26 protein-coding genes and 4 tRNA genes are annotated in these 26,201 nt (G+C 68.9%); 10 read left to right on the top strand and 20 right to left on the bottom strand.

Going from position 1 to position 26,201, the window contains the following annotated elements; genetic code table 11:
* Positions 1–207: 207 nt before the first annotated feature.
* A complete protein-coding gene (locus OG205_RS46700) occupies positions 208–678 on the bottom strand; it encodes a nitroreductase family deazaflavin-dependent oxidoreductase (protein WP_330274129.1) in 471 nt (156 codons plus the stop codon).
* A gap of 7 nt (positions 679–685) precedes the next feature.
* Here OG205_RS46700 and OG205_RS46695 point away from each other — a divergent pair, with 7 nt between their 5' ends.
* Positions 686–1,642, top strand: a complete 957-nt coding sequence (locus OG205_RS46695) for a lycopene cyclase family protein (RefSeq protein WP_330274128.1) — start codon at positions 686–688, stop codon at positions 1,640–1,642.
* A 120-nt stretch (positions 1,643–1,762) separates the two neighbouring features.
* A complete protein-coding gene (locus tag OG205_RS46690; protein ID WP_330274127.1) occupies positions 1,763–3,439 on the top strand; it encodes a GGDEF domain-containing protein in 1,677 nt (558 codons plus the stop codon).
* A gap of 61 nt (positions 3,440–3,500) precedes the next feature.
* On the opposite strand, the gene OG205_RS46685 is transcribed toward OG205_RS46690, so the two are convergent.
* Positions 3,501–3,635: a hypothetical protein gene (locus OG205_RS46685; RefSeq protein WP_330274126.1), complete on the bottom strand. Its 135-nt coding sequence runs from the start codon at positions 3,633–3,635 to the stop codon at positions 3,501–3,503.
* Here OG205_RS46685 and OG205_RS46680 point away from each other — a divergent pair, their 5' ends adjacent.
* Together OG205_RS46680 and OG205_RS46675 are read left to right on the top strand one after the other, a co-directional pair.
* Positions 3,636–4,658, top strand: a complete 1,023-nt coding sequence (locus OG205_RS46680; protein ID WP_330274125.1) for a carboxylate-amine ligase — start codon at positions 3,636–3,638, stop codon at positions 4,656–4,658.
* A gap of 71 nt (positions 4,659–4,729) precedes the next feature.
* Entirely contained in the window at positions 4,730–5,530 is an 801-nt protein-coding gene (locus OG205_RS46675) for an SAM-dependent methyltransferase (protein ID WP_330274124.1), read from the top strand.
* On the opposite strand, the gene OG205_RS46670 is transcribed toward OG205_RS46675, so the two are convergent.
* From OG205_RS46670 to OG205_RS46660, 3 genes are read right to left on the bottom strand one after another with little or no spacing between them, the layout of a single operon-like run.
* The gene (locus tag OG205_RS46670) at positions 5,527–6,357 is read right to left on the bottom strand and encodes a UbiA prenyltransferase family protein (protein WP_330274123.1); all 831 of its coding nucleotides are present in this window, start codon (positions 6,355–6,357) and stop codon (positions 5,527–5,529) included. The genes OG205_RS46675 and OG205_RS46670 overlap by 4 nt on opposite strands.
* Positions 6,345–7,436, bottom strand: coding sequence for a cytochrome P450 (locus tag OG205_RS46665; RefSeq protein ID WP_330274122.1), 1,092 nt, complete (start codon positions 7,434–7,436; stop codon positions 6,345–6,347). The genes OG205_RS46670 and OG205_RS46665 overlap by 13 nt, the downstream gene beginning before the upstream one ends.
* A complete protein-coding gene (locus tag OG205_RS46660) occupies positions 7,433–8,710 on the bottom strand; it encodes a prenyltransferase/squalene oxidase repeat-containing protein (RefSeq protein ID WP_330274121.1) in 1,278 nt (425 codons plus the stop codon). Before OG205_RS46660 ends, OG205_RS46665 begins: the two co-directional genes overlap by 4 nt.
* Positions 8,711–8,867: 157 nt before the next feature.
* On the opposite strand from OG205_RS46660, the gene OG205_RS46655 reads away from it, so the two are divergent.
* Entirely contained in the window at positions 8,868–9,278 is a 411-nt protein-coding gene (locus OG205_RS46655; RefSeq protein ID WP_330274120.1) for a CBS domain-containing protein, read from the top strand.
* Here OG205_RS46655 and OG205_RS46650 read toward each other — a convergent pair.
* From OG205_RS46650 to OG205_RS46625, 6 genes are all read right to left on the bottom strand, one after another.
* Positions 9,269–9,727, bottom strand: coding sequence for an NUDIX hydrolase (locus OG205_RS46650; protein ID WP_330274119.1), 459 nt, complete (start codon positions 9,725–9,727; stop codon positions 9,269–9,271). The genes OG205_RS46655 and OG205_RS46650 overlap by 10 nt on opposite strands.
* 16 nt (positions 9,728–9,743) lie before the next feature.
* Positions 9,744–10,568 (bottom strand): DUF72 domain-containing protein, encoded by an 825-nt coding sequence (locus tag OG205_RS46645; protein ID WP_330278385.1) that lies wholly within the window; start codon positions 10,566–10,568, stop codon positions 9,744–9,746.
* 67 nt (positions 10,569–10,635) lie between these two features.
* A tRNA-Ile gene (locus OG205_RS46640) sits at positions 10,636–10,713 on the bottom strand.
* Positions 10,714–10,800: 87 nt separating this feature from the next.
* A tRNA-Leu gene (locus OG205_RS46635) sits at positions 10,801–10,873 on the bottom strand.
* A 1-nt stretch (position 10,874) separates the two neighbouring features.
* Positions 10,875–10,948: transfer RNA gene (locus OG205_RS46630), tRNA-Leu, on the bottom strand.
* A gap of 8 nt (positions 10,949–10,956) precedes the next feature.
* Positions 10,957–11,029, bottom strand: a tRNA-Gly gene (locus OG205_RS46625).
* A gap of 524 nt (positions 11,030–11,553) precedes the next feature.
* On the opposite strand from OG205_RS46625, the gene OG205_RS46620 reads away from it, so the two are divergent.
* Positions 11,554–11,844 (top strand): NUDIX domain-containing protein, encoded by a 291-nt coding sequence (locus OG205_RS46620; RefSeq protein WP_330274118.1) that lies wholly within the window; start codon positions 11,554–11,556, stop codon positions 11,842–11,844.
* A 71-nt stretch (positions 11,845–11,915) separates the two neighbouring features.
* Here OG205_RS46620 and OG205_RS46615 read toward each other — a convergent pair whose 3' ends face one another.
* The 9 genes from OG205_RS46615 to OG205_RS46575 all read right to left on the bottom strand — a co-directional run bounded on the left by OG205_RS46615 (position 11,916) and on the right by OG205_RS46575 (position 19,320).
* Entirely contained in the window at positions 11,916–12,467 is a 552-nt protein-coding gene (locus tag OG205_RS46615; RefSeq protein ID WP_330274117.1) for a hypothetical protein, read from the bottom strand.
* A 260-nt stretch (positions 12,468–12,727) separates the two neighbouring features.
* Entirely contained in the window at positions 12,728–13,114 is a 387-nt protein-coding gene (locus OG205_RS46610) for a metal-sulfur cluster assembly factor (protein WP_093601376.1), read from the bottom strand.
* On the bottom strand, positions 13,111–13,551 hold the full coding sequence (gene sufU, locus OG205_RS46605) for a Fe-S cluster assembly sulfur transfer protein SufU (protein WP_330274116.1): 441 nt from the start codon (positions 13,549–13,551) through the stop codon (positions 13,111–13,113). Before sufU ends, OG205_RS46610 begins: the two co-directional genes overlap by 4 nt.
* Positions 13,551–14,828, bottom strand: coding sequence for a cysteine desulfurase (locus OG205_RS46600; protein ID WP_330274115.1), 1,278 nt, complete (start codon positions 14,826–14,828; stop codon positions 13,551–13,553). Before OG205_RS46600 ends, sufU begins: the two co-directional genes overlap by 1 nt.
* A gap of 43 nt (positions 14,829–14,871) precedes the next feature.
* The gene (sufC, locus tag OG205_RS46595) at positions 14,872–15,645 is read right to left on the bottom strand and encodes a Fe-S cluster assembly ATPase SufC (RefSeq protein WP_093601370.1); all 774 of its coding nucleotides are present in this window, start codon (positions 15,643–15,645) and stop codon (positions 14,872–14,874) included.
* Between the two features lie 34 nt (positions 15,646–15,679).
* Entirely contained in the window at positions 15,680–15,994 is a 315-nt protein-coding gene (locus OG205_RS46590; RefSeq protein ID WP_330274114.1) for a non-heme iron oxygenase ferredoxin subunit, read from the bottom strand.
* Positions 15,991–17,148, bottom strand: a complete 1,158-nt coding sequence (gene sufD / locus OG205_RS46585) for a Fe-S cluster assembly protein SufD (RefSeq protein ID WP_330274113.1) — start codon at positions 17,146–17,148, stop codon at positions 15,991–15,993. Before sufD ends, OG205_RS46590 begins: the two co-directional genes overlap by 4 nt.
* A 1-nt stretch (position 17,149) precedes the next feature.
* Positions 17,150–18,604 carry a Fe-S cluster assembly protein SufB gene (sufB, locus tag OG205_RS46580; protein WP_330274112.1) on the bottom strand — a complete coding sequence of 485 codons (1,455 nt, stop codon included), beginning with the start codon at positions 18,602–18,604 and terminating at the stop codon, positions 17,150–17,152.
* Positions 18,601–19,320, bottom strand: a complete 720-nt coding sequence (locus OG205_RS46575; protein ID WP_442916874.1) for a helix-turn-helix transcriptional regulator — start codon at positions 19,318–19,320, stop codon at positions 18,601–18,603. Before OG205_RS46575 ends, sufB begins: the two co-directional genes overlap by 4 nt.
* A 76-nt stretch (positions 19,321–19,396) precedes the next feature.
* Here OG205_RS46575 and mptB point away from each other — a divergent pair, with 76 nt between their 5' ends.
* The 4 genes from mptB (at position 19,397) to OG205_RS46555 (ending at position 26,142) form a co-directional block, all read left to right on the top strand.
* Positions 19,397–20,944: a polyprenol phosphomannose-dependent alpha 1,6 mannosyltransferase MptB gene (mptB, locus tag OG205_RS46570; RefSeq protein WP_330274110.1), complete on the top strand. Its 1,548-nt coding sequence runs from the start codon at positions 19,397–19,399 to the stop codon at positions 20,942–20,944.
* Between the two features lie 71 nt (positions 20,945–21,015).
* Positions 21,016–24,672, top strand: a complete 3,657-nt coding sequence (locus OG205_RS46565; RefSeq protein WP_330274109.1) for a patatin-like protein — start codon at positions 21,016–21,018, stop codon at positions 24,670–24,672.
* Positions 24,669–25,205, top strand: a complete 537-nt coding sequence (locus tag OG205_RS46560; protein ID WP_330274108.1) for a TetR/AcrR family transcriptional regulator — start codon at positions 24,669–24,671, stop codon at positions 25,203–25,205. Before OG205_RS46565 ends, OG205_RS46560 begins: the two co-directional genes overlap by 4 nt.
* A 94-nt stretch (positions 25,206–25,299) precedes the next feature.
* A complete protein-coding gene (locus OG205_RS46555) occupies positions 25,300–26,142 on the top strand; it encodes an oxidoreductase (RefSeq protein ID WP_330274107.1) in 843 nt (280 codons plus the stop codon).
* Positions 26,143–26,201: the final 59 nt, after the last annotated feature.

Here is a 26,201-nt window from a genome sequence, read left to right as displayed (position 1 = left end):
TCACATCAGCTTTTCGCTGACTTACTTCCGGGGCTTGTGTTGCTGAAGCTTATTTGGTCTTGCGAGCCAGTGTCAAATCGGCCTCTTAGAGGCTCTTTGTCTTCCGGCTTTTTTGTCAGGCCCGTTCCGGCTTGTTTCCCGGCCCGTGTCGCTCTGACTTGGAGAACATTACACGGGGCACTTTCGATCTCCAAATCGGGGGGTCACCTAAGCGCCCGCACCGCCGCTGACCTGCGCGTTCGTCACTTCGAAGACCGGATGGCGGTCGGCCTCGGCCTCGAACGCCGAGACGGGGTCACCGACCCGCGCGTCGAAGAAAGGCCTAGTCACCGGCTCCTTCCGCACGTAAGCGGCCAGCACGGGCGCCGCGACGGGCGCGGAAACCTCGTTCAAAACGACTTGACGTGACCTACGTCCCCTTCGCAGGACCGCCGAACCAGCTGCCCGTGCGTTGTGCACCCAGTCGCGAACGCCGTACGGCGCGACGAGCCACTCCTGGCCGTCGTGCCGCATCAGGCGAATGGGAATCGTCCGCTCCGCACCACTGCGCCGGCCACGGATGGTCAGCAGCACGTAGTGGGAGGGCGCGATGCCGAGCGAGACAGCACGGCTGATGACGACGTTGCCGACGCGACGGACGAGGTGCTGGCGGTAGGTCTTGGCCACAAGGTCAATCATGGACCTCATGACGTTCGACGTGGTGGTGATTGGCGGAGGTCCAGCAGGCCGTGCGCTCGCACGCGCGTGTGCAGGGGAAGGTCTCCACACAGCGATCGTCGACCGTCACCCCCACCGGCCCTGGACGGCGACGTACGGCGCGTGGGCCGACGAGCTCCCAGCAGACACCCCGATCAAATCCGCAAGCACCACTGTTCGCGCCTACGCGCGCGAAGAGCACCTGATCCAACGCACCTACGTCGTGCTGGACAACGCCAAGCTCCACGAACTGCCAGACACAGTCCAAGTACTCCAACGGCCAGAAGCAGCGCGCCACACGTTCAACGCCACAGGCGCGCGCAAGGGCCGTGCCGAACAAACGGCCGTAGGAACGGTCATCGAGTCGGACAGCACCGAGACCACGTTGATGGACTGGCGCGGCAACGGCGACACGTTCCTCTACACGGTCCCGCTGGGCGGTAACCGGCTGTTGGTGGAAGAGACCTGCTTGGCGGGCAGGCCCGCCAAGCCGTTGCCGGAACTCCGCGAACGCCTGCACGCTCGCCTCGCCCCAGGTGAAGAAGAGGAACGCGTGCGCTTCCCCTTGGACGCACCGAGGGTGGCGGGCAACGCGTTCGGCGCCGCGGCCGGCTTCGTCCACCCCGCCACCGGTTACAGCGTCGCCACCTCACTGCGACTCGCACCGCTGGTCGCCGCGGCGATCAAGGCGAACGAGAACCCCAAGCACGTCATCTGGCCGATAAAGGCACGCATCGTGCACGCGATGCGCATGAGGGGCCTCGAAGCGCTTCTCCGCTTCGGTCCGGACGAGACGCTGGACTTCTTCGAGGTGTTCTTCCGGCTCGAGCCGGAGCATCAGCGTGCGTACCTGTCTGGCCGTGAGGACGTCAAAGGAACTGCAGCCGCCATGCTCGCGTTGTTCCGCACGGCTCCAGGCCATCTCAGGTGGAAACTCCCGCGCTGAACTCCCAGCGTGAACGCCGCGTCACCGAGCGCAGCCCCGGTGTGGCAAATCGTCGCCGAGCTCGTGAACAGCTGGTGAACCCGCTTGGTGCCGGTCGTTCGCACCGGCACGATCGGGGGCGTGCCCGCCTTGCTGGATGACGTCAGGTTCGCCTTCCAGCCGCTGTTCAACCTGAACACCGGGGGCGTCGTCGCGATCGAGGCTCTGGCCCGGCCGCACGACGGCAGCGTGCAGGATCTGCTCCAGGCCGCCTTCCGGGCGGGCCTGCTGGCGAACGCCGACGTCGGACTCGCCTGCCGCGCCATCCGGTCCGCGGCCGACTTCGACCTGATGCTGCCGTTGCACGTCAACCTGCTCGCGCTCACGATCGCGGACAAGCCCGAGGTGATGAGCCCTCTCTACGGTGCGCTGCGGGACGCGGGCCGGTCGCCGGACAGCATCGTCATCGAGATCGGCGAACCGTACTCGCGGGCCAATCGCGCGCGCCTCGCCCGTGGCATGCAAACGCTGCGGAACAACGGTTTCCGCATCGCGCTCGACTGCGTGGGCGAGGGCGACGTGCCGCTGGGCCTGCTGACGAGTGCCTCGCCGGACTACATCAAGCTCGACCGCGAGATCGTCCGCACGCTGCCCGACGACGCCGCGCGAGGCGCGTTGGTGAAGTCGCTGGTGCACCTCGGCGAGTACACGGGTGGTCAGGTCGTGGCCGAGGGCGTGGAGACCGAGGCGGAGCTGACCTACCTGCGCAAGCTGGGGGTGGGGTACGCGCAGGGCAAGCTCCTCGCGCCGCCGCAGCGACGACCCGCGGTGAACGCCCGCATCGCGCCCGAGTCGGTCACGGAGACCGGGGAGATCCGGCGCAGCACCACGGGTCCCCGGATCACGGCCTTCCTGCACCCGGCGACGACACTGCACGAGCACGCGACCAGTGAAGAGGTGCGTGAGGTCCTGGCGTCGCAGCCGTCGGTCACGGGTGTCGTTCTGATCGACGACGAGGGACGCCCGAAGTGGTCGGTGGACCGCAACCGGTTCCTGCTCGCCGTGACCGGTCCGTACGGCCACGCCCTGCACGCCAAGAGGGAGGCCGCACGGCTCGCGGACAAGCCGCACCTCATCGGCACCGAGTCGTCGGCGCTCGACCTGTTGGACGTCGTAACGGGTGCGAACCGTGAGCGCACCAACGACGACCTCATCGTCGTGGACCACAACGAACGGTGCATGGGTGTTGTGCGCGTGGCGGACGTTGTGCGCGGTGTCGCCGAACTGAAGGTGGAGCAGGCGGCCGCGCTAAGCCCGCTGACGCGCCTTCCCGGCAGCGACGCGATCGCGAGGAACGTCGACCAGCGCATCGAGTCCGGCGAGATCTTCGCGATCTCCTGGCTGGACGTCGACGGCTTCAAGCTGGTCAACGACACGGTCGGGTTCGCGGCCGGTGACGACCTGATCCGCGAGATCGGGCACGCCCTGGCGGACCTCGCGCACGCGTTCCCCGGCGTGCAGGTCGGGCACGTCGGCGGCGACGACTTCCTCCTGCTGGCCGGGCTCGACGAAACGGTGCCGCTGAGTGCTCGATTGCTCGACAAGCAATACACGGCAGAAGGACGACACGTCACCCTCTCTCTTGCGACCCTTATCTGTGCCCCGGGATCAGTGGGGTCGTATCGAGAGGTGTCGCGGTTGCTGGCACCGGTGAAGGAGCACGCGAAGTCGCTTGCGGGGTCCAGCTGGGTCATGGGCCGGCCGGGCACGGAACGACGTGACGTGCTGCGTGGTGTCGCGCAACGCGCGGTGAGTTAACAAGTACAACCAAACGCCTCCTGTGCGGCGCGCTGATCACTCATAGCATCGGTATTGCTACTCAGCGCACTGGAGGTTCGGCGTGCACGTCGGCAGCAGAACTCAAGCGGTACCCGCGCAACGCACGAGCTCGGACGGCCTCCTCACCGTTGGTGTGGAAGAAGAATTCGTTCTCGTAGAAGCTTCCACGGGCCATTTGGCCAACCGTGCCAAGGAAGTTCTTGCCGGTGCCGACCGGTTCGACGTCGACCTGCAGCCGGAAATCGCGCAGTATCAGGTGGAATCGGCCAGCGGCATCTGCACGGACATGAACGTGTTGCGCGACGAACTCGCGGTGGCGCGCCGGGCGTTGATCGAACGGGCCGCGCACCACGACGCGAGGCTGGCCGCGACCGGGACGCCCGTGCTGGGCCTCACGATGCCGACGCCGCTGACGAACTCCCCGCGCTACCACCGGATGGCGCAGGAGATGGGAGCGCTCACCAACGACCTCGCGATCTGCGGCTGCCACGTGCACATCGGGCTGCCCGACGACGAGTCGAAGATCTTCGTGAGCAACCACCTGCGTCCGTGGCTGCCCACCATCCTCGCGCTCGGCGCGAACTCGCCGTACTGGGTCGACGGCGACACGGGGTACGCGAGCTGGCGGTACGTGGTCTGGAACCGTTGGCCCACTTCGGGTGCGCCGCCGCACTTCGGCTCCGCGGCCGAGTACTTCACGGCACGGGAGGAGATCGTCGCGAGCGGCGCGGCGATGGACGCCGGGATGCTCTACTGGGACATCCGGCTCTCCGCCCGTCACCCCACGCTCGAACTGCGGGTCTCCGACGTCGCGCCGACGGTCGAGGAGGCGGTGCTGATGGCCGCTCTGGTGCGCGGGATCGCCGCCACCGCACTGAGTTCCGGTGCGCCGCCCGTGGCACCGCCGCCGCATCTGCTGAAGGTCGCGATGTGGCGTGCCGCGCGTGACGGCCTGGAGGGCTTCGGCATCGACCCGGTCACCGGCGCGCCCACGCCGGCGTCGTCGATCGTCGCGTCGTTGGTGCGGTGGATCCGGCCGGCGCTGGAGTTCTCCGGTGACTACGAGATGGTGACCACCGGGATCGACCGGTTGCTGCTCGACGGCACGGGCGCGGTGCGGCAGCGCAGGGCGTTCGCACGCCGCGGCCGCCGTGACGACGTGGTGGGATTCCTGGTCGCGCAGACTGCGCCGGTCTGACGTTCACTCGATTGGGTAAACCTCGGGTTCTCTTGGGTCACCTCCAAGCCTCGAACCGGTAGTTAATCTCCGTGGCCACCCCCATCTGGGCGCCGGGAGTGAACGGTCCGGAGCGTCCCAACACCGCGCGGGTCAGGGACTACTGGCTCGGCGGCACCCACAACACCGAGGCCGACCAGGAACTGGCGGCGCACCTCGTGTCCGCGGCACCGCACCTGCCCTACCTGTGCCGCACGCACCGCTCGTTCCTGGGCAGGGTCGTCAGGCGACTGACGGCGCTCGGCGTGCGGCAGTTCATCGACCTCGGCTCCGGCCTGCCCACGGCGGGCCACGTGCACCTCGCCGCGCCCGACGCGCGCGTGGTGTACGTGGACGTCGACCCGGCGGTGGCGGCCGAGGGCCGGGAGATCATCGCGGACGAGCCGCGCGTGTCGTACCTGTGCGCGGATCTGTGCGATCCGGAGAAGGTGCTGGAGTCGCAGGAGATCCGCTCGACGCTCGACCTGTCGGAGCCGATCGCGGTGCTGGTGCTGGACGTGCTGCACTTCGTCCCGGACGACGCCGAACCGTACAAGGTGCTGGCCAAGTACCTGAACGCGCTGGCGCCCGGCAGCCACCTCGGGCTCTCGCACACGTGCCGCGATCCGTTCATGCTGGCCGCGGTGGGACTTTTCGGTGCCATGTACGGGGATCAGCCGTTGCCCGCCTTCACGTTCCGGTACCCGGAGCAGGTCGTGCGGTTCTTCGACGGCATGGAGGTCCTGGAACCGGGCGTGGTGCCGATCCCGTTGTGGGAACCGGATCCCGGCGAGGTCCAGGACCGCAACCCGGAGAACTTCCACGGATCCGGCGGCCTCGCGCGCAAGCTCTAGGCCAGCAACGGGATCGCGGCCAGCACGATCGTCGACGTCACGGCCATCGACATGCCGTAACGCAGCTGCTGACCCGCTGTCGGCAGGTCTCGCGCGAGCAGGAACGCCGAGCACGCGACGACACCGACCGCCGCCCAGAACGGCCCGAACCGGAACCACAGGCCGCCGCCGACCAGCAGCAACCCGCCCACGGTCAGCTGGGTGGTCGCGTTGACGGCGTGGCGAGCGCCGTACAGGACGGCCGGGGTGCGTGACCCGACGCGAGCGTCGCCGGCGCGGTCGGGGACGGCCCACCAGAGCGCGCGCCCCGTCGCCAGCGCCGCGACACCGGAGAACACGAGCCACACCGCCGGATCGGCCTGTCCCCCTGCCGCCGAATAGGCCGTGATGCTCGGCAGCAGCCCTGCGGCGATCGCGAGCACCACCGGACCGGAATACCCACGCCGTTTCAGCCTGACCGGTTCGAGGTTGTACGCCAGGTACAGCACCAGGATCAGCCCGACGCCGGCCGCGACCTTCCACGAGACGGCGGCCGCCAGCGCGAGTGCGAAGATCATCTCGAAGATCGCCAGCGCGAGGACCTTCCGCGCGCCGATCTCCTGCACCGCCTGGGCCAGATGGCGTTTGTCCGCCGTGTGGATGTCGTTGCGGACGTCGGCGTAGGCGTTGAGCGGGTTGCCGGAGACGATCGCGACGAAGTTGGCGAGCACCGCGATCACGACGGCGAGGTCGAACCTCGTCGCGTAGCAGGCACCCCAGGCGGCGGCGCACGCGTAGTGCATGCCGAAGGGATGCTCCAGGCGGTGGAGGTGGATCAACGCCGGCAAGTGGCCACCATCGCGAGGTCCGGCGGCGGCGCCATCGCGGCGCCCCGCAGCTGGGGTGTGCTGGTCGGGGAACTGAGCTGGACGTGCCTGTGCGCCAGCAACGCCCGGACGACCAGGCGGATCTCCAGCAGCGCCAGGTCCTTGCCGGGGCAGTGCCGCACTCCCCCGCCGAACGGGAAGAACGCGCCGGGCGGCGGTGGCTTGCGAGCAGGGTCGAAGACGTGCGGGTTCTCGTACGTCGCGGCCCGGCGGTGCGCCAGGTAGATGCTCGGGGTGATCACCATGCCCTCGTCGCTCATCCGGTTGCCGGCGAGCGCGGCGGGCGGGGACAGCCGCAGCGACTCCCTGATCGTGGCGTCGAGCAGGTCGTCGTCGAGTTCGCCGGCGAGACCCGGTGTCCGGCTGATCCAGTACAACGTCCAGGCGATGGCGCTCGCCGTGGTCTCGTGACCCGCGAACAGCAGAGAGACGACCTGGTCGCGCAGATCCTCCCGTGGCAGGAACGCCGCCAGCGCCGGAGGTTCGGCGGTTCGGGCGCGGTGCAACAGCATCGCGTCGAGGTGCGGGTCGGACCTCGTGGCGCCGGGTGTCAGGTAACGGTGCGCGAGGGTGCGGGCGCGGTTGCCGAGGCGCCGGTCCAGCCAGCGGGTGAACGCGGTCAGCAGCTCGTCGTCGTCCACTCCGAAGACGACACGGCCCATGATCCTGAGGGTGAGTTTCCTGGTCCACGCGGAGACGCTGGTCGGACCGCTCGGCAGGTCGGCGATCGAGCGGGCGGTCATCTCCTCGATCAGCTCCTGGTACCGGGCGCCGCGCAGCATCGGGGCGAGCGTGCGGCGGTACTCGGTGTGCTCGGCGCCGTCGAGCCACAGCACGGATCGGTTGCCCAGCAACGGACTCAGCGTGCGGCTCGGCGGGTGCCGCAACGCGCGGTCGTTGCGGAAGAGCGCGGCCATGACGTCCGGGTGCCAGACGAGCCAGCGCCGGTCCCGGAGCCTGACCAGGCCGTCCTCGACGCTCTCCACCGAGTCGAGGAACGGGATCAGCCGCAGCGTGAACCTCAGCTCCGTCCGGTTCATCGGCGCACCGCGCAGGCGAGGTGGAGTGCGGCCAGGCCTTCCGCCTGAACGATTCTCGTTGGGGTGTAAAGGTCTTTGTCGTGCCACAACGGCGGGTGCTCGCGATCGCCCCACTCGTGCAGGAACTTCGCGCCGCGGCTCACCGCTCCGGTGACGTCCCGCCGTGCGTGCGACAGGATTCGGATGGCGTAGGCGGTCTCCTCGTAGGTGCCTTCCCAACGGCCCCACGAACCGTCGTCGCGCTGGGTGCCGAGGACCCAGTCGACGGCCTTTTCGTTGCCTCGCAGGGCGTTCGTGACGCATGCCGTGGCGTAGTAGGGCGAAGCGTGCCACTTGTCGCGCCAGTTGCCCGCCGGTTCCTGCATGTCCCGCAACCACTCCTCCAGTTCCCGGTCGTACCCGATCGCCTGGAGCGCGTGGGCGTTCGTGCTGGTCGACGGGGTGCGCTCGTGCGGGAAGCAGGCGAAGTGACGGGCTTCCCGGTAGTGGTCGAGGGTCTCTGCCGGACCGGGGCTGTCGCACAACGCGAGGGCGTGCAGCGCGGTGGCCGTGTCGTCGGCGTCGGCCGGGAGGCCCGGTCCGCCTGCCGCGCCCCGCACACCGAACGCAGCTTGGAGCCGCTCCACCATCGGATCGGGGACGTCCAGGCCCGCGGATCTGAGCGCGACGATGATCCACGAGCGTTCGAACAGCGGGACCGGAACACCAGCGGGGACGGGACCTCCGTGCCGTTCTTGGACGGCCTCCAAGTAGTCGAGGCCGTCCCCCGGCACCGGGCCCTGCAACTGGACCGCGGTCGCGGCCGGGCTGGCGGCGACGATGCCGTCGACCGCGACGACCTCGGGACGTGGGCCGAAGATCTCCAGTGTGTGCCAGAGCTTGTCCGGCAGCGGGCGGTTCCTGAGCGCGTGCAACGAGCGCGGGTCGAGCGGCGTGCGCAGGCCGAGCCGTTCGGCGAGCGCGGGAACGATGAGCTCTACGGCGACCGTGTCGGGCAGCTTCAGCGGGCGGCTGAGCAGCTTGCGCAGGGCTTCGAGGCCTCTGCGCGCCGCCGGGTGCTTCTTCAGCGCGTCGACCGCGCTCAGGGTCGGGACCAGCGCGTATTCGCCAGGACCGCCCCACGTGCCGTCGGCGTGCTGGGTGTCGAGGAGGTACCGGATCCGGGCGTCGTGCCCCTGCAGCCACGGCGCCAGCGCGACGAGTCTGCCCGTCTCGTACACGGACGGTGAAAGGCCGCCCCAGGGATCGTCGGTCAGTCGCGCCAACAGCCTCATCGCGGCCCCCGGAGATAGCAACTGCGTCACTCTAGGAACACTCAGAGTAGCACTCTGGGCCGCCCGGCAGGCAAGGGTCTAGTCCGTTCAGCGGACTGATCTGCGGAGTGGTGCGGGTGCGCGGATGCTCGTGACACAAGGCCGGAAGGAGGATGTTGTGACGACAGCGCGCGAGATCATGCACCCCGGAGTGCAGTGCGTGGACGAGGACGCGAACCTCGTCGAGGCCGCCCGCATGATGCGGGACCTCGACGTCGGATCCCTGCCCATCTGCGGCAAGGACGACCGGCTGCACGGGATCATCACCGACCGCGACATCGTGATCAGGGCCGTGGCCGGTGGCCTCGACCTGGCCGCGACGAAGGTCGGCGAGTTCGGGTGCCACGTCCACTGGGTCAACGCCTCGGACTCGCTGGCGCAGGTGCTGCGGACCATGGAGGACAACCAGATCCGGCGGGTGCCGGTGATCGACGACCACCGGCTCGTCGGCATGGTGTCGGAGGCGGACCTCGCCCGGCACCTGCCTGAGCACGAGCTGGCGTCGTTCGTCGAACGGGTCTACGCCTGACCGTCCGACCTGCCCACGCCGTGCTCCAGGTAGCGGGTCTCGCCTGATTCCCTGGCTCGCAGCGCTTCGGAGACGCGGCGCGCGAGTCTCGGGATCAGGCGTCGGCCTGCCTCGTCCGGGGTCACGAACTCGTACTGCCCGAGCTCCTCCGCCTGGAGGCGGATGTGGTCGTCGGCGGTGAGCAGGCCGCCCTCGAACACGAACAGGACGCGGTCCTGGTCGCCCTGGGGTGCCCAGTCGACCACGAGAAGCCTGCCAGGTTCCCTGACCAGGCCCAGTTCTTCCGCCACCTCGCGGCGACAGGCCTCGCTCGGAGTCTCGCCGTGCTCGATCACCCCGCCCGGGATCTCCCAGTGCGGCTTGTAGGTCGGCTCGACGAGCAGAAGGCGACCGGCGGCGTCGAAGAAGAGTGCGCCCGCCGCGGAGATCGCCTTGCTGCTGTGATCCACAGTTCCTTCGTACGGATCAGAACAGGGTCGCGGGCTCGACCGGTGCCGGCTCGGGCAGTGGATCGAGTCCGGGAACCAGTGCGCGCACGTCGTCGTGGAAGCGACGGGCCAGAGCGGGTGCGTCGTCGTTGTTGGGTGTGTGCACGAAGAACGTCGGCGACAGGTCCTCTCGGAGCCAGTTCGCGACCACCTCGGCCCACGGCCGCCATCCCTCGACCGTCTCCTCGACGGAGTCCCGGCCCAGGTAGCGGACGACCGGCCGATCGGTCAGCGCACGCGTCCGCCGCGGCATCCTCGGCTTCTTGGCCCACGCCTCCGCTTCGCCCTCGCTGGTCGGCGGACTCTGGAAGAGGACCTCGGTGTCGAACGTCATCCACTCGGCGTGCACGTCGTCGAGCGTTCCCTCGAGCAGCGAGGCCGAACGAGCGTCGGTGAAGAAATCGAGGTGACGCACCTCCACCGTGCGCCGGAGATCGGCGGGCAGCCTGCGCAGGAACCGGCCCAGTGCGTCGACGTCGAGCGGGCCGAACGACGCGGGCAGCTGCGTCCACAGCACGGCCCGCTCGCCGAGGGGTTCGATCGCGTCCAGGAACGCCCGCATCTCCGCCTCGACCCCGGCGAACCTGCGCTCGTGCGTGACGACCTTCGGCAGCTTCACCACGAACCGGAAACCGGGATCGGTCTGCCGCGCCCACGTTTCCACGGTGGCCCTGGCAGGAGTCGCGTAGAAGGTGGTGTTGCCCTCGACCGCGTTGCACCAGCCCGCGTATGCCCGCAGACGCTCCTTCGGTGGCGAGGGTTGTGGCAGGAACCGTCCGGGCCACGCCTTGTGGTTCCACATCGCGCAGCCGACGTGAAGACGTGCCACTCCTACCCACTCCCGTCGGTCGTGGGTCCAATTTATCGTGTGGTCGTCCCGCCAGGATTTGAACCTGGGACCTACCGCGTATCAGGCGGACGCTCTCACCGGGCTGAGCTACGGGACGGAGTGGAAGACGAGGGTGTTGAACCCTCCAGGGCGATCTTGCAAGGATCACCTGCGCGCCGGCGCGTCCCCCGATTCAGTTGTGCAGTGCCGCGGGCAGGATTCGAACCTGCACTGGACGCGTTCTGAGCGCGTTGCCTCTTCCGTTGGGCTACCGGGGCGTGCGGATCCAGGGATTCGAACCCTGACTGTCATGGCCCTCAACCATGTGCCTCTACCAGTTGGGCTAGATCCACTTGAAGCGAGCGGTCGGAGGGCATCGAACCCTCTTCTTCGGTTTGGAAGACCGACGTGTCCGCCGAGTTCACCACGACCGCATTGTTTTCGAGCAGCACCGATGGAAGGAGTCGAACCCTCGGGAAACGGGTTTGGAATCCGTTCCGCTTCCAAAGCTCATCGGCATTGAAGGCCGGGCAAAAAGAAAACCGCCCAGGGTTTCCCGTGGGCGGCTCCGAGGTCATGACCTGGGGATCAGGTCATGGCGTGGAGCCCCACGCCACCGCCAGCAGACCGCCGGCGATGAGGGCGAGAATTCGCCATCCCGCGAGCTGTGCGTTGGCAAGCATGTCTTCCTCCGGTTGATCTCTGTTGTTCGTGATGGGATCAAGCTATGCGAGCGTTCGACACGCTCGCAACGCATTTATTCAAGCTTCTCGCGGTGTTCCAGATGGTGGGTCTCTGTTTCGATGACGTTCATGTGGGGTACTGGGCCTGGATTCGGGGGGCGTCACCCGGACGTGGCGAGATTGCTGGTCATGCACACGTCTTCTGCGAGAACGTCGACGGCGGCCACGTCCTGCCCGGCGGCCGGCGGCATCCCGGCGAGACGCACGCGGACACCGTGACGCGCGAGGTGCACGAGGAGACCGGGTGGCTGCTCGACCGCGAAAGCCTTCGCCCGCTGGGATGGCTGCACTTCGAACACCTCGCCCCGAGGCGTCCTGACCACCTCTACCCCTATCCGGACTTCCTCCAGGTCGTCTTCCACGGCACCGCGACCGAACGCGCCGGTGGGTCCGACTGGACCGACACCGACGGGTACGAGCTGCGTTCCCGGCTCGTGAGCGTCGCCGAGGCGCGCCGGACGTCCTTGAACGGCCCACTGGCGACGACGTTCCTCGACCTGCTCTGAACGACGAACCGAGATCAGACGGCGTGGAGGAACCGCCCTTTCGAGCGGCCCTCCGCGTCATGATCAACGCATCAGAGGATGGTGGCCGTCGCGGCCTCGAGGCGGAGCGACTGGCCGGTGGTACCCGCCATCCTGGACTGGTCAGGACCGACGCAGCCTCCGGTCTGCCACCCGTAGTTCTGGCCGTGCGCGTTGTTGCAGCTCCACCGAGTGGTGTGGCGGAACCTGAACGCCTCCATCTGGAGGCTCTGTCCGGTCGTGCCGACCGCGAACTCCCGCCCGTCGTCCTCGCAGGGGAAGGCTCCCCACCCGATGTCCTTGCTGTGTGCCTGGGCACACGTCCTGCCGCCGGTGTTGTAAGCGATGATCAGGATGGCTTCGAGGCTCAGGGACTGGTTCTCGGTACCCGCGAAGGCCCAGTCCCCGTCGTTGCAGTCCCAGGCCGTCCAGCCGATGCCCTGCACGTGTCCGGAGAAGCAGAGGATCGGACTGGCCGAGGCGCTGAAGACCGGGGCGGTGGGCCGGGCCCGCCACGTTTCGGTGCTGATTCCGGGAGGCGGCTTCTCGGTGTCCGCCTGAACGGGTGCGGCCACCATCCCGATGAACGCGAGAATGGTCGTCAAGCAGACGGCGACACGTCTGCCAAGAGTGGGCTTTACCTGCATGATGCGTCTGTCCCCCCAGGTGTGGTGAAGGCACAGGGGCGCGCGAGAACGAGCCTCCCGAATCGAAGGCGTGAGCCGGAAGCCCCCAGGCCGACTGGCACAGTCCACCATCCCAGGCGTACCCAGGGCCGTCACTAGCGCTTCCGGACCAACCGCTTGCACACAAAGCAAAACGGCGCGCACCCCGCATGGGATGCGCGCCGTTCGGCTAGAACAGGTCAGACGGTGAAGCCCAGCGCGCGCAGCTGCTCGCGGCCGTCGTCGGTGATCTTCTCCGGGCCCCACGGCGGCATCCACACCCAGTTGATGCGGAAGTCCGCCACGAGGCCACCACTGCCGCCGCCGGTGAGGGCGGCGCGGGTCTGGTCCTCGATGACGTCGGTCAGCGGGCAGGCCGCCGACGTGAGCGTCATGTCGATCGTGGCGACGTTCTTCTCGTCGACGTGGATGTCGTAGACGAGGCCGAGGTCCACGACGTTGATGCCGAGTTCCGGGTCCACGACGTCGCGCATCGCTTCTTCGAGGTCGTCGAGCGCGGCGACATCAGCTTTGGGCTCGAAGACCGGCATGCCTTCGGCTCCCCGGACGACTTCTTCGGTGCTCATGCTGCTCCCTGGCTTCGTGCTACTGCGTCTTTGAAGGCCATCCAGCCCAGCAACGCGCACTTCACGCGTGCTGGGTACTTCGAGACGCCGGCGAAGGCGATGCCGTCTTCGAGGACGTCCTCGTCGGGCTCGATCTGGCCGCGACTCTGCATCAGCTCGACGAACGCGTCCATCTTCTTGAACGCCTCGCCCACCGGCTTACCCACGACGAGGTCGGTCAACACCGACGTCGAGGCCTGGCTGATCGAGCAGCCCTGGCCGTCGTAGGACACGTCCTGCACGACGTCGTCACGCACCAGGACCCGGAGCGTCACCTCGTCGCCGCAGGTCGGGTTGACCTGGAACGACTCCGCGTCGAACGGGTCGCGCAGGCCACGGCCGTGCGGGTTCTTGTAGTGGTCCAGGATGATCTCCTGGTACATCTGCTGGAGCTGCATCAGGCCACCCCGAAGAACTTCTGCGCCTCGCGGACGCCGTCGACCAGTGCGTCGACCTCGTCCAGCGTGTTGTACAGGTAGAACGTCGCGCGCACCGACGACTGGGCGTTCAGGCAGCGGTGCAGCGGCCACGCGCAGTGGTGGCCCACGCGGACGGCGATGCCCAGGCTGTCGAGCACCTGGCCGGCGTCGTGCGGGTGTACGCCCTCGATCTCGAACGGCACGGCGCCGCCCCGGTCGACCGCGTCCTGCGGGCCGATCAGGCGGACACCCTTGATGCCCGACAGACCTTCCAGCGCGGCAACGGTCAGGGCGTGCTCGTGAGCGTTGATCCGCTCCATGCCGACGATGCTCAGGTAGTCCACCGCGGCACCCAGGCCGACGGCCTGGGACGTCATCGGGGAACCGGCCTCGAAGCGCTGCGGCGGCGGCGCGAACGTCGAGCCCTCCATCTTGACGAGCTCGATCATCGAGCCGCCGGTGATGAAGGGAGGCAACGCTTCCAGCAGTTCGCGACGTCCATAGAGGACACCGATGCCGGACGGGCCGAGCATCTTGTGGCCGGAGAACGACGCGAAGTCGACGCCGAGCTCGCGGAAGTCGACCGGGCTGTGCGGAACGGACTGGCACGCGTCCAGCACGGTCAGCGCGCCGACCTTCCGCGCGGCCGCGACGAGCACCGAGACCGGGTTGATCACGCCGGTCACGTTCGACTGGTGCGTGAACGCGACGACCTTGGTGCGCGGTGTGATCACGCTGTCCACATCGGACAGGTCGAGACGACCGTCCTGGGTCAGCTTGAACCACTTCAGCGTCGCGCCGGTGCGGGAAGCGAGCTGCTGCCACGGAACGAGGTTCGCGTGGTGCTCCATCTCGGTCACGACGATCTCGTCGCCGGGACCCACGACGAAGCGCGCGGCCTCGGGACCCGAGGTCGCGGCGTTGCCCATCGCGTACGCCACGAGGTTGAAGCCCTCGGTGGCGTTCTTGGTGAACACCAGCTCGTCGAACGAGGCGCCGACGAAGTCCGCGAGGCGCTGGCGCGCACCCTCGTACTCGTCGGTCGCTTCCTCGGCCAGCTGGTGGGCGCCCCTGTGGACAGCGGCGTTGTGCTGTTCCAGGAACGCGCGTTCCGCGTCCAGAACCTGCGTCGGGCGTTGCGAGGTGGCGCCGGAGTCCAGGTAGACCAGGCGCTTCCCGTCACGAACGGTGCGAGACAGGATCGGGAAGTCCGCCCTGAGGGCGGCCACGTCCAGTGGTGCTGCGGTGGTGGTCACAGCGCCTCCTCTCAACATCCCCAAAAAATTCGACACAGGTCCGCTAGGAAAGGGCTGCGGCTTCCTTGGAACCCGTGTACTTCACGTAACCCTCGGACTCGAGCACGTCGGCCAGCTCGCGGCCACCGGACTCGACGATGCGGCCGTTCGCGAAGACGTGCACGAAGTCCGGCTGGATGTACTTGAGGATCCGGGTGTAGTGCGTGATCAGCATGACGCCGACCTCACCGGAGGCCTTGTAGCGGTTGACGCCCTCGGACACGACGCGCAGCGCGTCGACGTCGAGACCGGAGTCGGTCTCGTCGAGGATCGCGATCTTCGGCTGGAGCAGGCCCAGCTGGAGGATCTCGTGGCGCTTCTTCTCGCCGCCGGAGAAGCCCTCGTTCACCGAACGCTCGGCGAACGCCGGGTCGATGTCGAGGTCGGCCATCGCACCCTTGACCTCCTTCACCCAGTGGCGGAGGTTCGGGGCCTCGCCGCGGACGGCGGTGGCGGCGGTGCGCAGGAAGTTCGACATCGAGACGCCGGGGACCTCGACCGGGTACTGCATGGCGAGGAAGAGGCCCGCGCGGGCGCGCTCGTCGACGGACATCTCGAGGACGTCCTCACCGTCGAGCGTGACGGTGCCCGAGGTGATCGTGTACTTCGGGTGCCCGGCGATCGCGTAGGACAGCGTGGACTTGCCGGAGCCGTTGGGGCCCATGATGGCGTGCGTCTCGCCGGCCTTGATCGTCAGGTCGACGCCCTTGAGGATCTCCTTGGGAGCGTCCTCGCTGACGACCGAGACGTGCAGGTCCTTGATCTCAAGGGTGGCCATGACTTGCCGTTCTCCTGGTGGTGTAGCCAAAAAGTCAGTTCGTGGTGACGGTGACGTCGACGAAGACGTCGCCGTCACGGATGTCGACGGCGTAGACGTCGACCGGTTCGCTGGCGGGCGGCGAGGAGGGCTGGCCGGTCGCCAGGTCGAAGCACGACCCGTGCAACCAGCACTCGATCCCCTTGCGGGAGACCTCGCCCTCGCTCAACGACACCGCGGCGTGCGAGCACAGATCCGCGAGTGCGTGCACCCGCTCGCCGTCGCGCACCAGCACGACATCGACATCGTCGACGCTGGCGGCGAACGGCTTGCGGTCGTCCAATGAGGACAGCGCACACACCTTGATCACGTGCCGACCGCCTCGAGCTCTGCCTCGATGGCGGCCTCGAGGCGCTCGCGCACCTCGGGGACGGCGATCTTCGCGATCAGCTCCTGGAAGAAGCCGCGCACGACGAGACGCCGCGCCTGGTCCTCCGGGATGCCGCGCGCCTGCAGGTAGAACAGCTGCTCGTCGTCGAACCGGCCGGTGGCGCTGGCGTGGCCCGCGCCCTCGATCTCGCCGGTCTCGATCTCCAGGTTCGGCACCGAGTCGGCACGCGCACCGTCGGTCAGGATCAGGTTCCGGTTCAGCTCGAACGTCTCGGTGCCCTCGGCCGCCGCGCGGATCAGCACGTCGCCGATCCACACCGTGTGCGCGCCCGCGCCCTGCAACGCGCCCTTGTAGACGACGTTGCTGCGGCACTTCGCCTGCGCGTGGTCGATGAACGGCCGGTGCTCCTGGTGCTGGCCCGCGTCCGCGAAGTACAGACCGAACAGCTCCGCGTCGCCACCGCGACCCGCGTACTGCACGACCGGCGTCACGCGCACGACGTCGCCGCCGAGCGTGACCACGGTGTGCTTGATGGTCGCGTCGCGACCGAGCTTCACGTGGTGCTGCGAGACGTGCACGGCGTCGTCGGCCCAGTCGTGGATGGTGATCACCGTGAGGTGAGCGCCGTCCGCGACGAGGAACTCGACGTTGTCCGCGTACGCGCCGGAACCGCGGAAGTCCACGATCACGGTGCCTTCGGCGAACTGCGACGCCTTGACCTGAACGTGGCCGTAGGAAACGGTTCCGACGCCCGCGCCGGTCACCGTGACGGTGGTCGGCTCGGACTTCACGTCACCGGGCAGCGTCACGATCGTGGCGTTCTCGAACGACGAGTACGCCTGCGCCGCGACGCGGTCACCGGGAGTGCCGGCGGTGCCGAGCCGTGAGTCGTCACGACCCACGGTCTCGACGGTGACACCTTCGGCGGCGTTCACCTCGACGGCAGCGGAACCCGTTGCCGCAGCGCCGGAGTGCAGACCGGCCAGACGCTTGAGAGGCGTGAAGCGCCAGATCTCCTCACGGCCGCCCGGGACCTCGAACGCATCGACGTCGTAAGACGTGAAGTGCGCTGCGCGCGAGGCGACCGGAACGACAGCTCCGTGGGAGTGAGGTTTCGTAGACAGGGCGGCCATGTCAGCCGACGGCCCCTTCCATCTGCAGTTCGATCAGGCGGTTCAGCTCGAGGGCGTACTCCATGGGGAGCTCGCGCGCGATGGGCTCGACGAACCCGCGCACGATCATCGCCATGGCCTCGTCCTCGTTCAGGCCGCGCGACATCAGGTAGAACAGCTGGTCCTCGGAGACCTTCGAGACCGTGGCCTCGTGACCCATCTGCACGTCATCCTCGCGGACGTCGACGTACGGGTAGGTGTCCGAGCGGCTGATGGTGTCGACCAGCAGCGCGTCGCACTTCACCGTGGACTTCGAGTGGTGCGCCCGCTTGTTGACCTGGACCAGGCCGCGGTACGACGTGCGGCCACCGCCACGCGCCACCGACTTCGAGATGATCGTCGAAGAGGTGTGCGGTGCCATGTGGACCATCTTGGCGCCGGCGTCCTGGTGCTGGCCCTCGCCCGCGAACGCGATCGAGAGGACCTCGCCCTTGGCGTGCTCGCCCATCAGCCAGACGGCCGGGTACTTCATGGTCACCTTGGAGCCGATGTTGCCGTCGACCCACTCCATGGTCGCGCCCTCTTCGGCCTTGGCGCGCTTGGTGACCAGGTTGTAGACGTTGTTCGACCAGTTCTGGATCGTCGTGTAGCGGCAGCGGCCGCCCTTCTTCACGATGATCTCGACGACGGCCGAGTGCAGCGAGTCCGAGGAGTAGATCGGCGCGGTGCAACCCTCGACGTAGTGCACGTAGGCACCCTCGTCGACGATGATCAGCGTGCGCTCGAACTGACCCATGTTCTCGGTGTTGATCCGGAAGTAGGCCTGCAGCGGGATGTCCACGTGCACGCCCTTCGGCACGTAGATGAACGAGCCGCCGGACCACGTCGCGGCGTTGAGCGCCGAGAACTTGTTGTCACCCGCGGGGATGACGGAGCCGAAGTACTCCCGGAAGAGCTCCGGCTGCTCCTTCAGAGCGGTGTCGGTGTCGAGGAAGAGGACACCCTGCTGCTCCAGGTCCTCGCGGATCTGGTGGTAGACGACCTCGGACTCGTACTGGGCGGCGACACCGGCGACGAGGCGTTGCTTCTCGGCCTCCGGGATGCCCAGGCGGTCGTAGGTGTTCTTGATGTCCTCGGGCAGGTCCTCCCACGAGGTGGCCTGCTTCTCGGTCGAACGCACGAAGTACTTGATCGAGTCGAAGTCGATCCCAGAGAGGTCAGCGCCCCAGCTCGGCATCGGCTTGAGGTCGAAGAGCTTGAGCGCCTTCAACCGGTACTCGAGCATCCACTCGGGCTCGCTCTTCTTCGCCGAGATGTCGCGGACGACATCCTCGCTGAGGCCTCGGCGTGCGCTCGCGCCGGCAGTGTCCGAGTCGGCCCAGCCGAACTCGTAGTTGCCGAGAGACGCAATCGTCTCTTCCTGCGTGAGCGGAGACTGCACCGTGGTGGGCGTGCGCTGCTCGGCAGCGGCAGTCATGCGGGCTCCCCTCCATCATCTGGGATCCGTGGAACGTTCGGGATGTGCGTCGTGCACACGGCGTGGCCGCGGGCGATCGTCGCGAGGCGCTGCACGTGGGTACCGAGGAGATTCGCGAACGTCTCCGTCTCGGTCTCGCACAGCTGGGGGAACTCGGCGGCAACGTGGGCGACCGGGCAGTGGTGCTGGCACAACTGCTCGCCCGTACCCACATTTCGCGCCGCCGCAGCGTAACCCTCCCTGGTCAACGCGGTCGCAAGGGCCTTGGCCCGTTCGGCGGGCGTGGCCTGGGCCACGATCGTCGAGCGGTGACCGTCCACGAGTGCGTCGACACGACTTTGCGCAAAGGCGCGCACTGCCTCTTCCCCACCCGTCTGGGCGAGGAACCTGAGGGCGGCGACCGCGAGGTCGTCGTAGGCGTGGCCGAACCGGGCGCGTCCGGCGTCTGTCAGCAGGAAGAACTTCGCGGGACGGCCACGACCACGTTGGGTCTGCCGCGGTGCGTCCCTGGTCGTCGCCTCGCCGTCCACCAGCATCGCGTCGATGTGCCGACGCACTGCCGTGGGGCTGATGCCCAGCTCCTCGGCGATGCTCGCCGCGGTGACCGGGCCCTGCTCCAGGAGGAGCCTGGCGACCGCACGCCGAGTCTTGCCGTCGTGCTGCGGCACGGCGTCAAGGTAGCTCTCGGCGTTTTTCACAACACCAGTGTTGCGTATTTAGCCGGAGGTAGCAAAGATCGCGGTCACAGGGTGACCTGACTCACGGCTGAACGTGGCTCGATACTCTCCTGACATGTCCACGAACGGCGGAGCCATCACTCCGGAGAGCGACCTTCTGAACGGTCGCGAGCGTCGCCAGCTGGACATCGTCCGTCGCTGGGGCACCATCGGCGCGTTGCTGCTGACCGTCGGATCCCTGGGCGGCGGGGCCGCACCCATCTACTCGCCGCTCTACGGCGTGCCCGTTCTCGGGCTCTTCTCGAGGATGCCCAGTGTCGCGATGGGGGTCGTCTGGACCGGCATCTTCATGATCGTGTCGGCCTGGCTGGCGCTGGGCCGGTTCGTGAAGCCCGGCCGGCCGCGGCTGATCTCGCGCGGCCAGATGGACCGCACGCTGCTGATGTGGACCGTTCCGCTGGTCTTCTGCGTGCCGATGTTCTCCCGCGACGTGTACTCGTACCTGGCGCAGAGCGAGATCGCGGCGCGCGGGCTCGACCCGTACGAGCTGGGGCCGGCCAACGCGCTGGGCGTCGACCACGTGCTGACGCGCGGTGTGCCGAACATCTGGCGGGAGACGCCGGCGCCGTACGGGCCGCTGTTCCTGGCGTTCGGCCGGTTGACCGCGATGCTGACCGGCGACCACGTGGTGTCCGGCGTGTTCGTGCACCGGCTGCTGGTGCTGGTCGGCCTGGGGATGATCGTGTGGGCGCTGCCCCGGCTCGCGGCCCGGTTCGGGGTGCCGCCGGTCGGCGCGCTGTGGCTGGGCGCGCTGAACCCGCTGGTGCTGTTCCACATCGTCATCGGCGTGCACAACGACGGCCTGGCGCTCGGCCTGATGCTGGTCGGCCTGGAGCTCGCGATGCGCGGGCTGGAACCGTTGAAGTGGTCGTGGATCGCGCTGGGCGCCGGGGTCATCGTGTGCGGGGCGATGGTGAAGATCCCCGCGATGGCCGCTCTGGGCTTCCTCGGCGTGATGGTGGCGCGCAAGCTCGGCGGGCAGCTCAAGCACCTGGCGCTGGTGGCCGGGATCATGGCCGTCATAGCCGGGGTCGGGGTGGTGGTGATCTGCCTCGGCACCGGGTTCGGCTTCGGCTGGGTCGAGACGCTGAACGTCGCGTCGACCGTCAAGTCGTGGATGTCGCCGCCGACCGCGCTGGGCTTCCTGGGCGCCGGCACCGGGATCCTGCTCGGCCTCGGCAACCACACCGAGGCGATGATCTCGCTGACCAGGATGCTCGGGCAGGGCGTGTCCGTGGTGATCACGGTCGTGCTGCTGTGGCGCAGCTTCAAGGGGCGGATCAAGGCGATGAACGGCCTGGGCGCGGCTCTCGGCGCGATCCTGGTGCTCGGGCCGGTGCTGCAGCCCTGGTACGTGCTGTGGGCGGCGATCCCGCTGGCCACCGCCGTGGTCGGGCCGAAGTTCCGGATGTTCGCCATGGTGACCTCGGCGATCATCGCGATCATCCTGCCGCCGACCGGGTCCGCGTTCGACGGGCGCGCCTACACCGTGCCGCAGGCGATCGCGGGCGCGGTGATCACGTTCGCGGTCTGCGTGCTGATCGCGCGCAAGCGGGTCGGGCCGTTCCTGAAGGCGGACCCGGCCGGTGGCGGGCAGGTCTGACCGGTAACCCCGAACTCCCGGCGAACGACCAACCAGCAGAGGAAGATCGTCGCCGGAGGGGGTGACGTGACATGTCAGAACAACCCATGTCGCGCGAAGAGGTCCGGTTCGCCGTCGTGCTCAACGGGGGCGTGAGCCTCGCCGTCTGGATGGGCGGCGTCGTGCTGGAGCTCGATCGTCTGACCAGGCCGGGATCGGTCTACCAGCCGCTGCTCGACCTGGTCGGCTGCACGGCCAGAGCGGACGTCATCGCGGGCACGTCGGCAGGCGGCATCAACGGCGCCGCACTGGCGTTGTCGCAGGTCAACAAGCAGGCCGACCTGACGCGGCTCCGCGATCTCTGGGCGGAGCAGGGCCGGATGGAACAGCTGCTGCGCACGCCGTTCCGCGGCCAGCCCGCGTCGCTGCTCAAGGGCGACGAGTTCTTCCTCCCCCGGCTGCAGGAGGCGCTGGCGCGGCTCACCACGGACTTCGAGCCGACGGAGCCGGACGAACGCCCGATCGACCTGCGGATCACCACCACGCTGCTGGGCGGCGTTCCGACGATCACCTACGACGACCTGGGCCAGCCGCTGACCCAGTCGGTGCACCAGGGCTCGTTCTCGTTCCGTCGCGACCCGTACGCCTGGGTCTCCGAGGACACCCGCGACGACTTCACGCCCGCCACGCTGAACGACCGAGTGCTGCAGCTCGCGCTGGCCGCGCGCAGCAGTGCCAGCTTCCCGTTCGCGTTCGAGCCGAGCTTCATCCCCGTCGGCGGCCAGGCCACGCCGGACCGCCCGGACATGGCGGACGTCGCCAGCTGGGCCAACGGCGGCGACCGCAGCAGGTTCGCGGTCGACGGCGGTGTTCTCGTGAACACGCCGACGAAGGAGGCCCTCGAAGCCATCGACCGGATGCCGGCGGACGGGCCGGTGCGCCGCGTGATGCTGCTGGTCTTCCCGCACGCCGAGCCGCTGGGCTCCGAGCCGGTGGCCGACATGATCGACAAGAGCATGACGACGGTCGGGTCCGGCGGCAAGCTGCTGGGCGCGATGTCCGGCCAGGCCAACAGGACCTACGTCGAGAAGATCGAGGAGCACAACCGGCGCGCCGCGAGCAGCAGGGGCGGCCGGATGTCGTTGCTGGAACGCCTGCACGCGGGCGGCGACGACGTGGTCGGCGAGGTGTACTCGCTGGCGGACAAGCTCTTCGGCCACTACGAGGACATCGAGATCCGGCTGGCCGCCCGCCAGGTCACGGCGCAGCAGTTCGCGCTGCCCAAGGGGAATCCGGCGAACTGGTCGTTCGAACGGGCGCGCAGGGCCGCGGAGACCGCGCAGCGCAAGTGGAAGAAGCTGCACGGCGTCCTGCCGTACGTGCCGGGTGTGAAGCTGCCCGGCGTCGTGTGCCGCGAGGACGTGGGCTGGGAGTGGGGCATCACGATGGCCGAACGCCTGGGGGCGTCGGCACTCGACCTGCTCAAGCGGCTCGTGTGGGTGGTGGACGAGAGCCAGGCCGACGAGATCGCCCAGGCACGCCGCGCACTGCATCAGGTCCGCGCGGAACTGCGCAGGCTGCGCACCGAGCTGTTCGACTGGAAGCCGTCCGACTCGCTCGGCGAGACCTACTGGACCGGCAGGCTCGCGAGCTACCACGAGCACCTGATCGACGGGCATCTCGGCCTGGAGGTCCGGGCGCAGGTCGACGAGATCGGCCGGATCGTCGGCGCCGCCCGGAAGGTGATCACGGACCTCGACGAGCGCCGGCTGAAGCTCGGCGGCCTGGTCTGCTGGCACGCCCTGCTCGATCCCGCGGCCACTCCGGCGGAGGCCGGGCTCGACGACGGTGAACGGTGGCTCAGCCGCCTGCTGGCACTGGAGATCGCCGGCACGTGCCTGTCCGACGACAGCTCGACCGGGCTGGACACGGCGGTCGAACTGGTGCAGGTGTCGTTGCAGACGCGCAACGCGTTCGCGCAGCAGTCCATCACGGCCGACGACAAGGCCGGTGGGGCGTCGCTGTCGCGGTTCTCCGGGTTCCTCAAGCGGTCGTGGCGGGTCAACGACTGGATCTGGGGACGGCTCGACGGCGCCACGATGCTGTGCCGCGTGCTGTTCGACCCGCGCCGGTTGCGGCGGATGGACCTCCTCGGACGGCCTGAAGGCGACCAGCGCACCTCGGAGGAACGAGCGGGGGCCGTGGTCGACCAGGTCGTCACGGCGATGTTCGGCCTGGAACTCCCGGTGCAGGTCGCCGTGTGCGCCGAGGAGGCGAAGAAGGAACTCTGCGGCATCTACGAGACCGACAACGAGCTGTCGCCGTCGTCGATGAAGCTCGCCGAACTGGCCGCCTGGGGCCTGCACTGGCGGATCATCTGCGAGGAGCTCCCCCGGCTGCGGGCCGCGATCATCGCCGACCGCGGCGACGGCGCGGACAGGCGTTCGCGCGGTGAGCTGTTCCTCGAGGAGCACGCGGACCTGTTGCGGCGCCTGGAATATCCGCAGGAGCACACGGTCACGCTCGGCATGTCGGCGCTCAACGCCTTCGACCGCGCGGGCATCGGCCGCGAGCCTCTCACGCAGGAAGCGGCGTCGGACCAGATGATCCGCACTGCCGCGAACGCCGCGGCCGTCGCCGTCACGGTCGCCGACTCCGAACGGTCAGGGCTCGCCGCGGTCCGTCCGGTGACGCGGGTGATGCGCGGGGCCGCGTTGCTCCCCTACTGGACGATCACCGGCCTGACCCGCGGCGGCAACCTCGCGCAGTTCCTGGGCCTGCTCGGGCTCGCGGTCGGTGGCGCGCTGGTCGTGATGGCGTTGTTCGGCATGCTGCCCGCGTGGGCGGCGGGTCCTGGCGCGGCGATCGGCGCGGCCAGCCTCCTCGCCGCCTTCGGGTACGCGGCCCTGCGCAGTGGCACGATGCTGCACGGGCTGGTGTTGCTCTCCCCCGTGATCCCGTTGGTGGCCATAGCGGTCGAACGGATGCCCGAGGACGGCGCGGAGATCACCACCGGCACGATCACGGTGGCCGGTGTCGCGGCCGTCGTCGTTGCTCTGCTGGTGCTCGGTTCGTTGCCCGCGCCGATCCGCACGCCGTTGGCCGTGCTGGCCGACTTCCGGCCTTGGCAGATCATCGAGCGCCGCTGGAAGCAGGCGGCGGTCGTGCTGGTGGTCGCGGGCATGGTCTGGTCGGTGTGGCGGTTCGAGCTGCACACCAAGCCGTGGCTGGTGATCCCTGCCTCGGTCCTCTGTGGAGCGTTCGGGATCTACATGGCGTTGTCCAGCGGCAAGTCGCTGCAGCGCTGGCGCCGGGTCGAGGGCGTGTGGGGCACGGAACGCGCCGAGCCCCCTGCCGCCGCGACCGCGGGCTGGGCCGTGGTCTACGGCGTCGTGTACCTGGCGATCGCCGACGTGCTGCTGGTCATCGGGCCGCGCGGGTGGGGCTGGCAGGCGGTGATCGGCACCGCGCTGGCGTTCGGCCTGACGCTGCTGCTGATCACGTCCTGGTACGTGCCGCGGATCGAGCGCCGCCGGATCCGCGAGCAACTGGTGGCCGAGGCGATTCCGGCGATCTACCCGGACGGCTGCGACGTCGCGGCGACGTTGCGCGAACGGCTGGAGGGGCACGCCTCGCTGTACCGGTTCCTGGTGAAGGGCGAGGGCGAGCATCCCGCCGAACTCACCCTCTCCCAGGCCGGACTGCTTGTCGCGCAACGGATCGGGGAGAAGCTCAGGGCACGCGGATGAGGGCCGACGCGACACGCAACGCCGAAGCGGTGCTGCGGGCGGCCGCGAGGGTGTTCTCGGCGGATCCCCTCGCGCGGATCAGCGACGTCGCCGCCGCGGCCGGCGTGGACAAGCGGACCGTCTACCGGCGCTTCGACTCCCGCGAGGAGCTGCTGCTGGCGGTCTACCGCACGCGGCTGGATCGGCTGGAGGCGTTGATCGACGAAGCCTTCTCCGGCGAACTGCAGGTGCGCGACGCACTGCTGGCGTTCGCCGAGGGCGGCATCCGGCTCAGCCGCGACTGGCCCGTCGACATCCGCGCGGTCACCGATCCGGCGATCCAGCGGCGCCGCGAGGAGCTGGACGAGCGGATGGACGGCTTCCTGCGCCGCGCCGAGGAGGCGGGCGTGATCGCGTCCGGACTGCCCGGCGGCTGGACGTTGCGGATGCTGCAGACCCAGCTGCACACGGTCGCGCAGGAGATGCCCGCGCTCCAGCCCGGACCGGCCGCCGCACTCGTGATCGAGACGTTCCTGCACGGCGTGGGCGCCTGACCTGTGACCGAGGCCATGCCCGCTCCGGGCATTTCCGGGCTGCCTTCAGCGTCGTAAGTGTCATAGAGAGTGACACTTACGAAGGGGGCGGACGATGTCGAAGACGTGGCTCATCACCGGGGCGTCGCGGGGTTTCGGGCGCAAGCTCGCCGAGGCCGCGGCAGAGGCTGGTGACCGCGTCGTCGCGACGGCGCGGCGACCGGAGCAGCTCGAGGACCTGGTGGAACGGTTCGGGGACCGGGTGCGCGCGGTCGCGCTGGACGTCACCGACCCGGACGCGGCCCGCCGGGCGGTCGAACAGACCGTCGAGGCGTTCGGCTCGCTCGACGTAGTCGTCAACAACGCCGGCTACGCCAACAGCGCGCCCATCGAGGAGACGAGCGAGGCCGACTTCCGCGCCCAGGTCGAGGCGAACCTGTTCGGCGTCGTGAACGTGACCCGTGCGGCGCTGCCGGTGTTGCGGCAGCAGCGTTCCGGCACGTTCGTGCAGTTCTCGTCGGTCGGCGGCCGCGCGGGCGGCACGCCGGGCATGGGCGCCTACCAGACCGCGAAGTTCGCGGTGGAGGGCTTCTCCGAGGTGCTGGCGAACGAGGTGGCGCCGTTCGGCGTGCGGGTCGTGATCGTCGAACCGGGCGCGTTCCGCACCGACTGGCAGGGTTCCTCGATGGTCCGCCACGAGGTCGGCCCCGACTACGAGGAGACCGTCGGCGCGATCAACCGGTTCCGCGACGAGACCGACGGCGTGCAGCCGGGCGACCCCGCCCGCGCGGCCCGGGTGATCCTCGACGTCCTCGCCTCGGACGAGCCGCCGCGCCGCCTGGTGCTGGGTGCCGCCGCCGTCGAGACGGTGCTGGCGGCGGAGGCCGGGAGGACTGCGGAGACGCGGAAGTGGGCCGGGGTCAGCGCCTCCGCGGACTTCCCCGCGGACGAACGCTGACCCCGGCCAGGGCGGCCCGACGACTCCCCCGTCAGGCCGCGTCCCCTCCCCGCCTGAAC

The sequence above is a fragment of the Lentzea sp. NBC_00516 genome, from assembly GCF_036346835.1.
Taxonomy (GTDB): domain Bacteria; phylum Actinomycetota; class Actinomycetes; order Mycobacteriales; family Pseudonocardiaceae; genus Lentzea; species Lentzea sokolovensis.
Note: the sequence above shows the minus strand (reverse complement) of the source record. Positions and strands in the feature narration are given on the sequence as shown.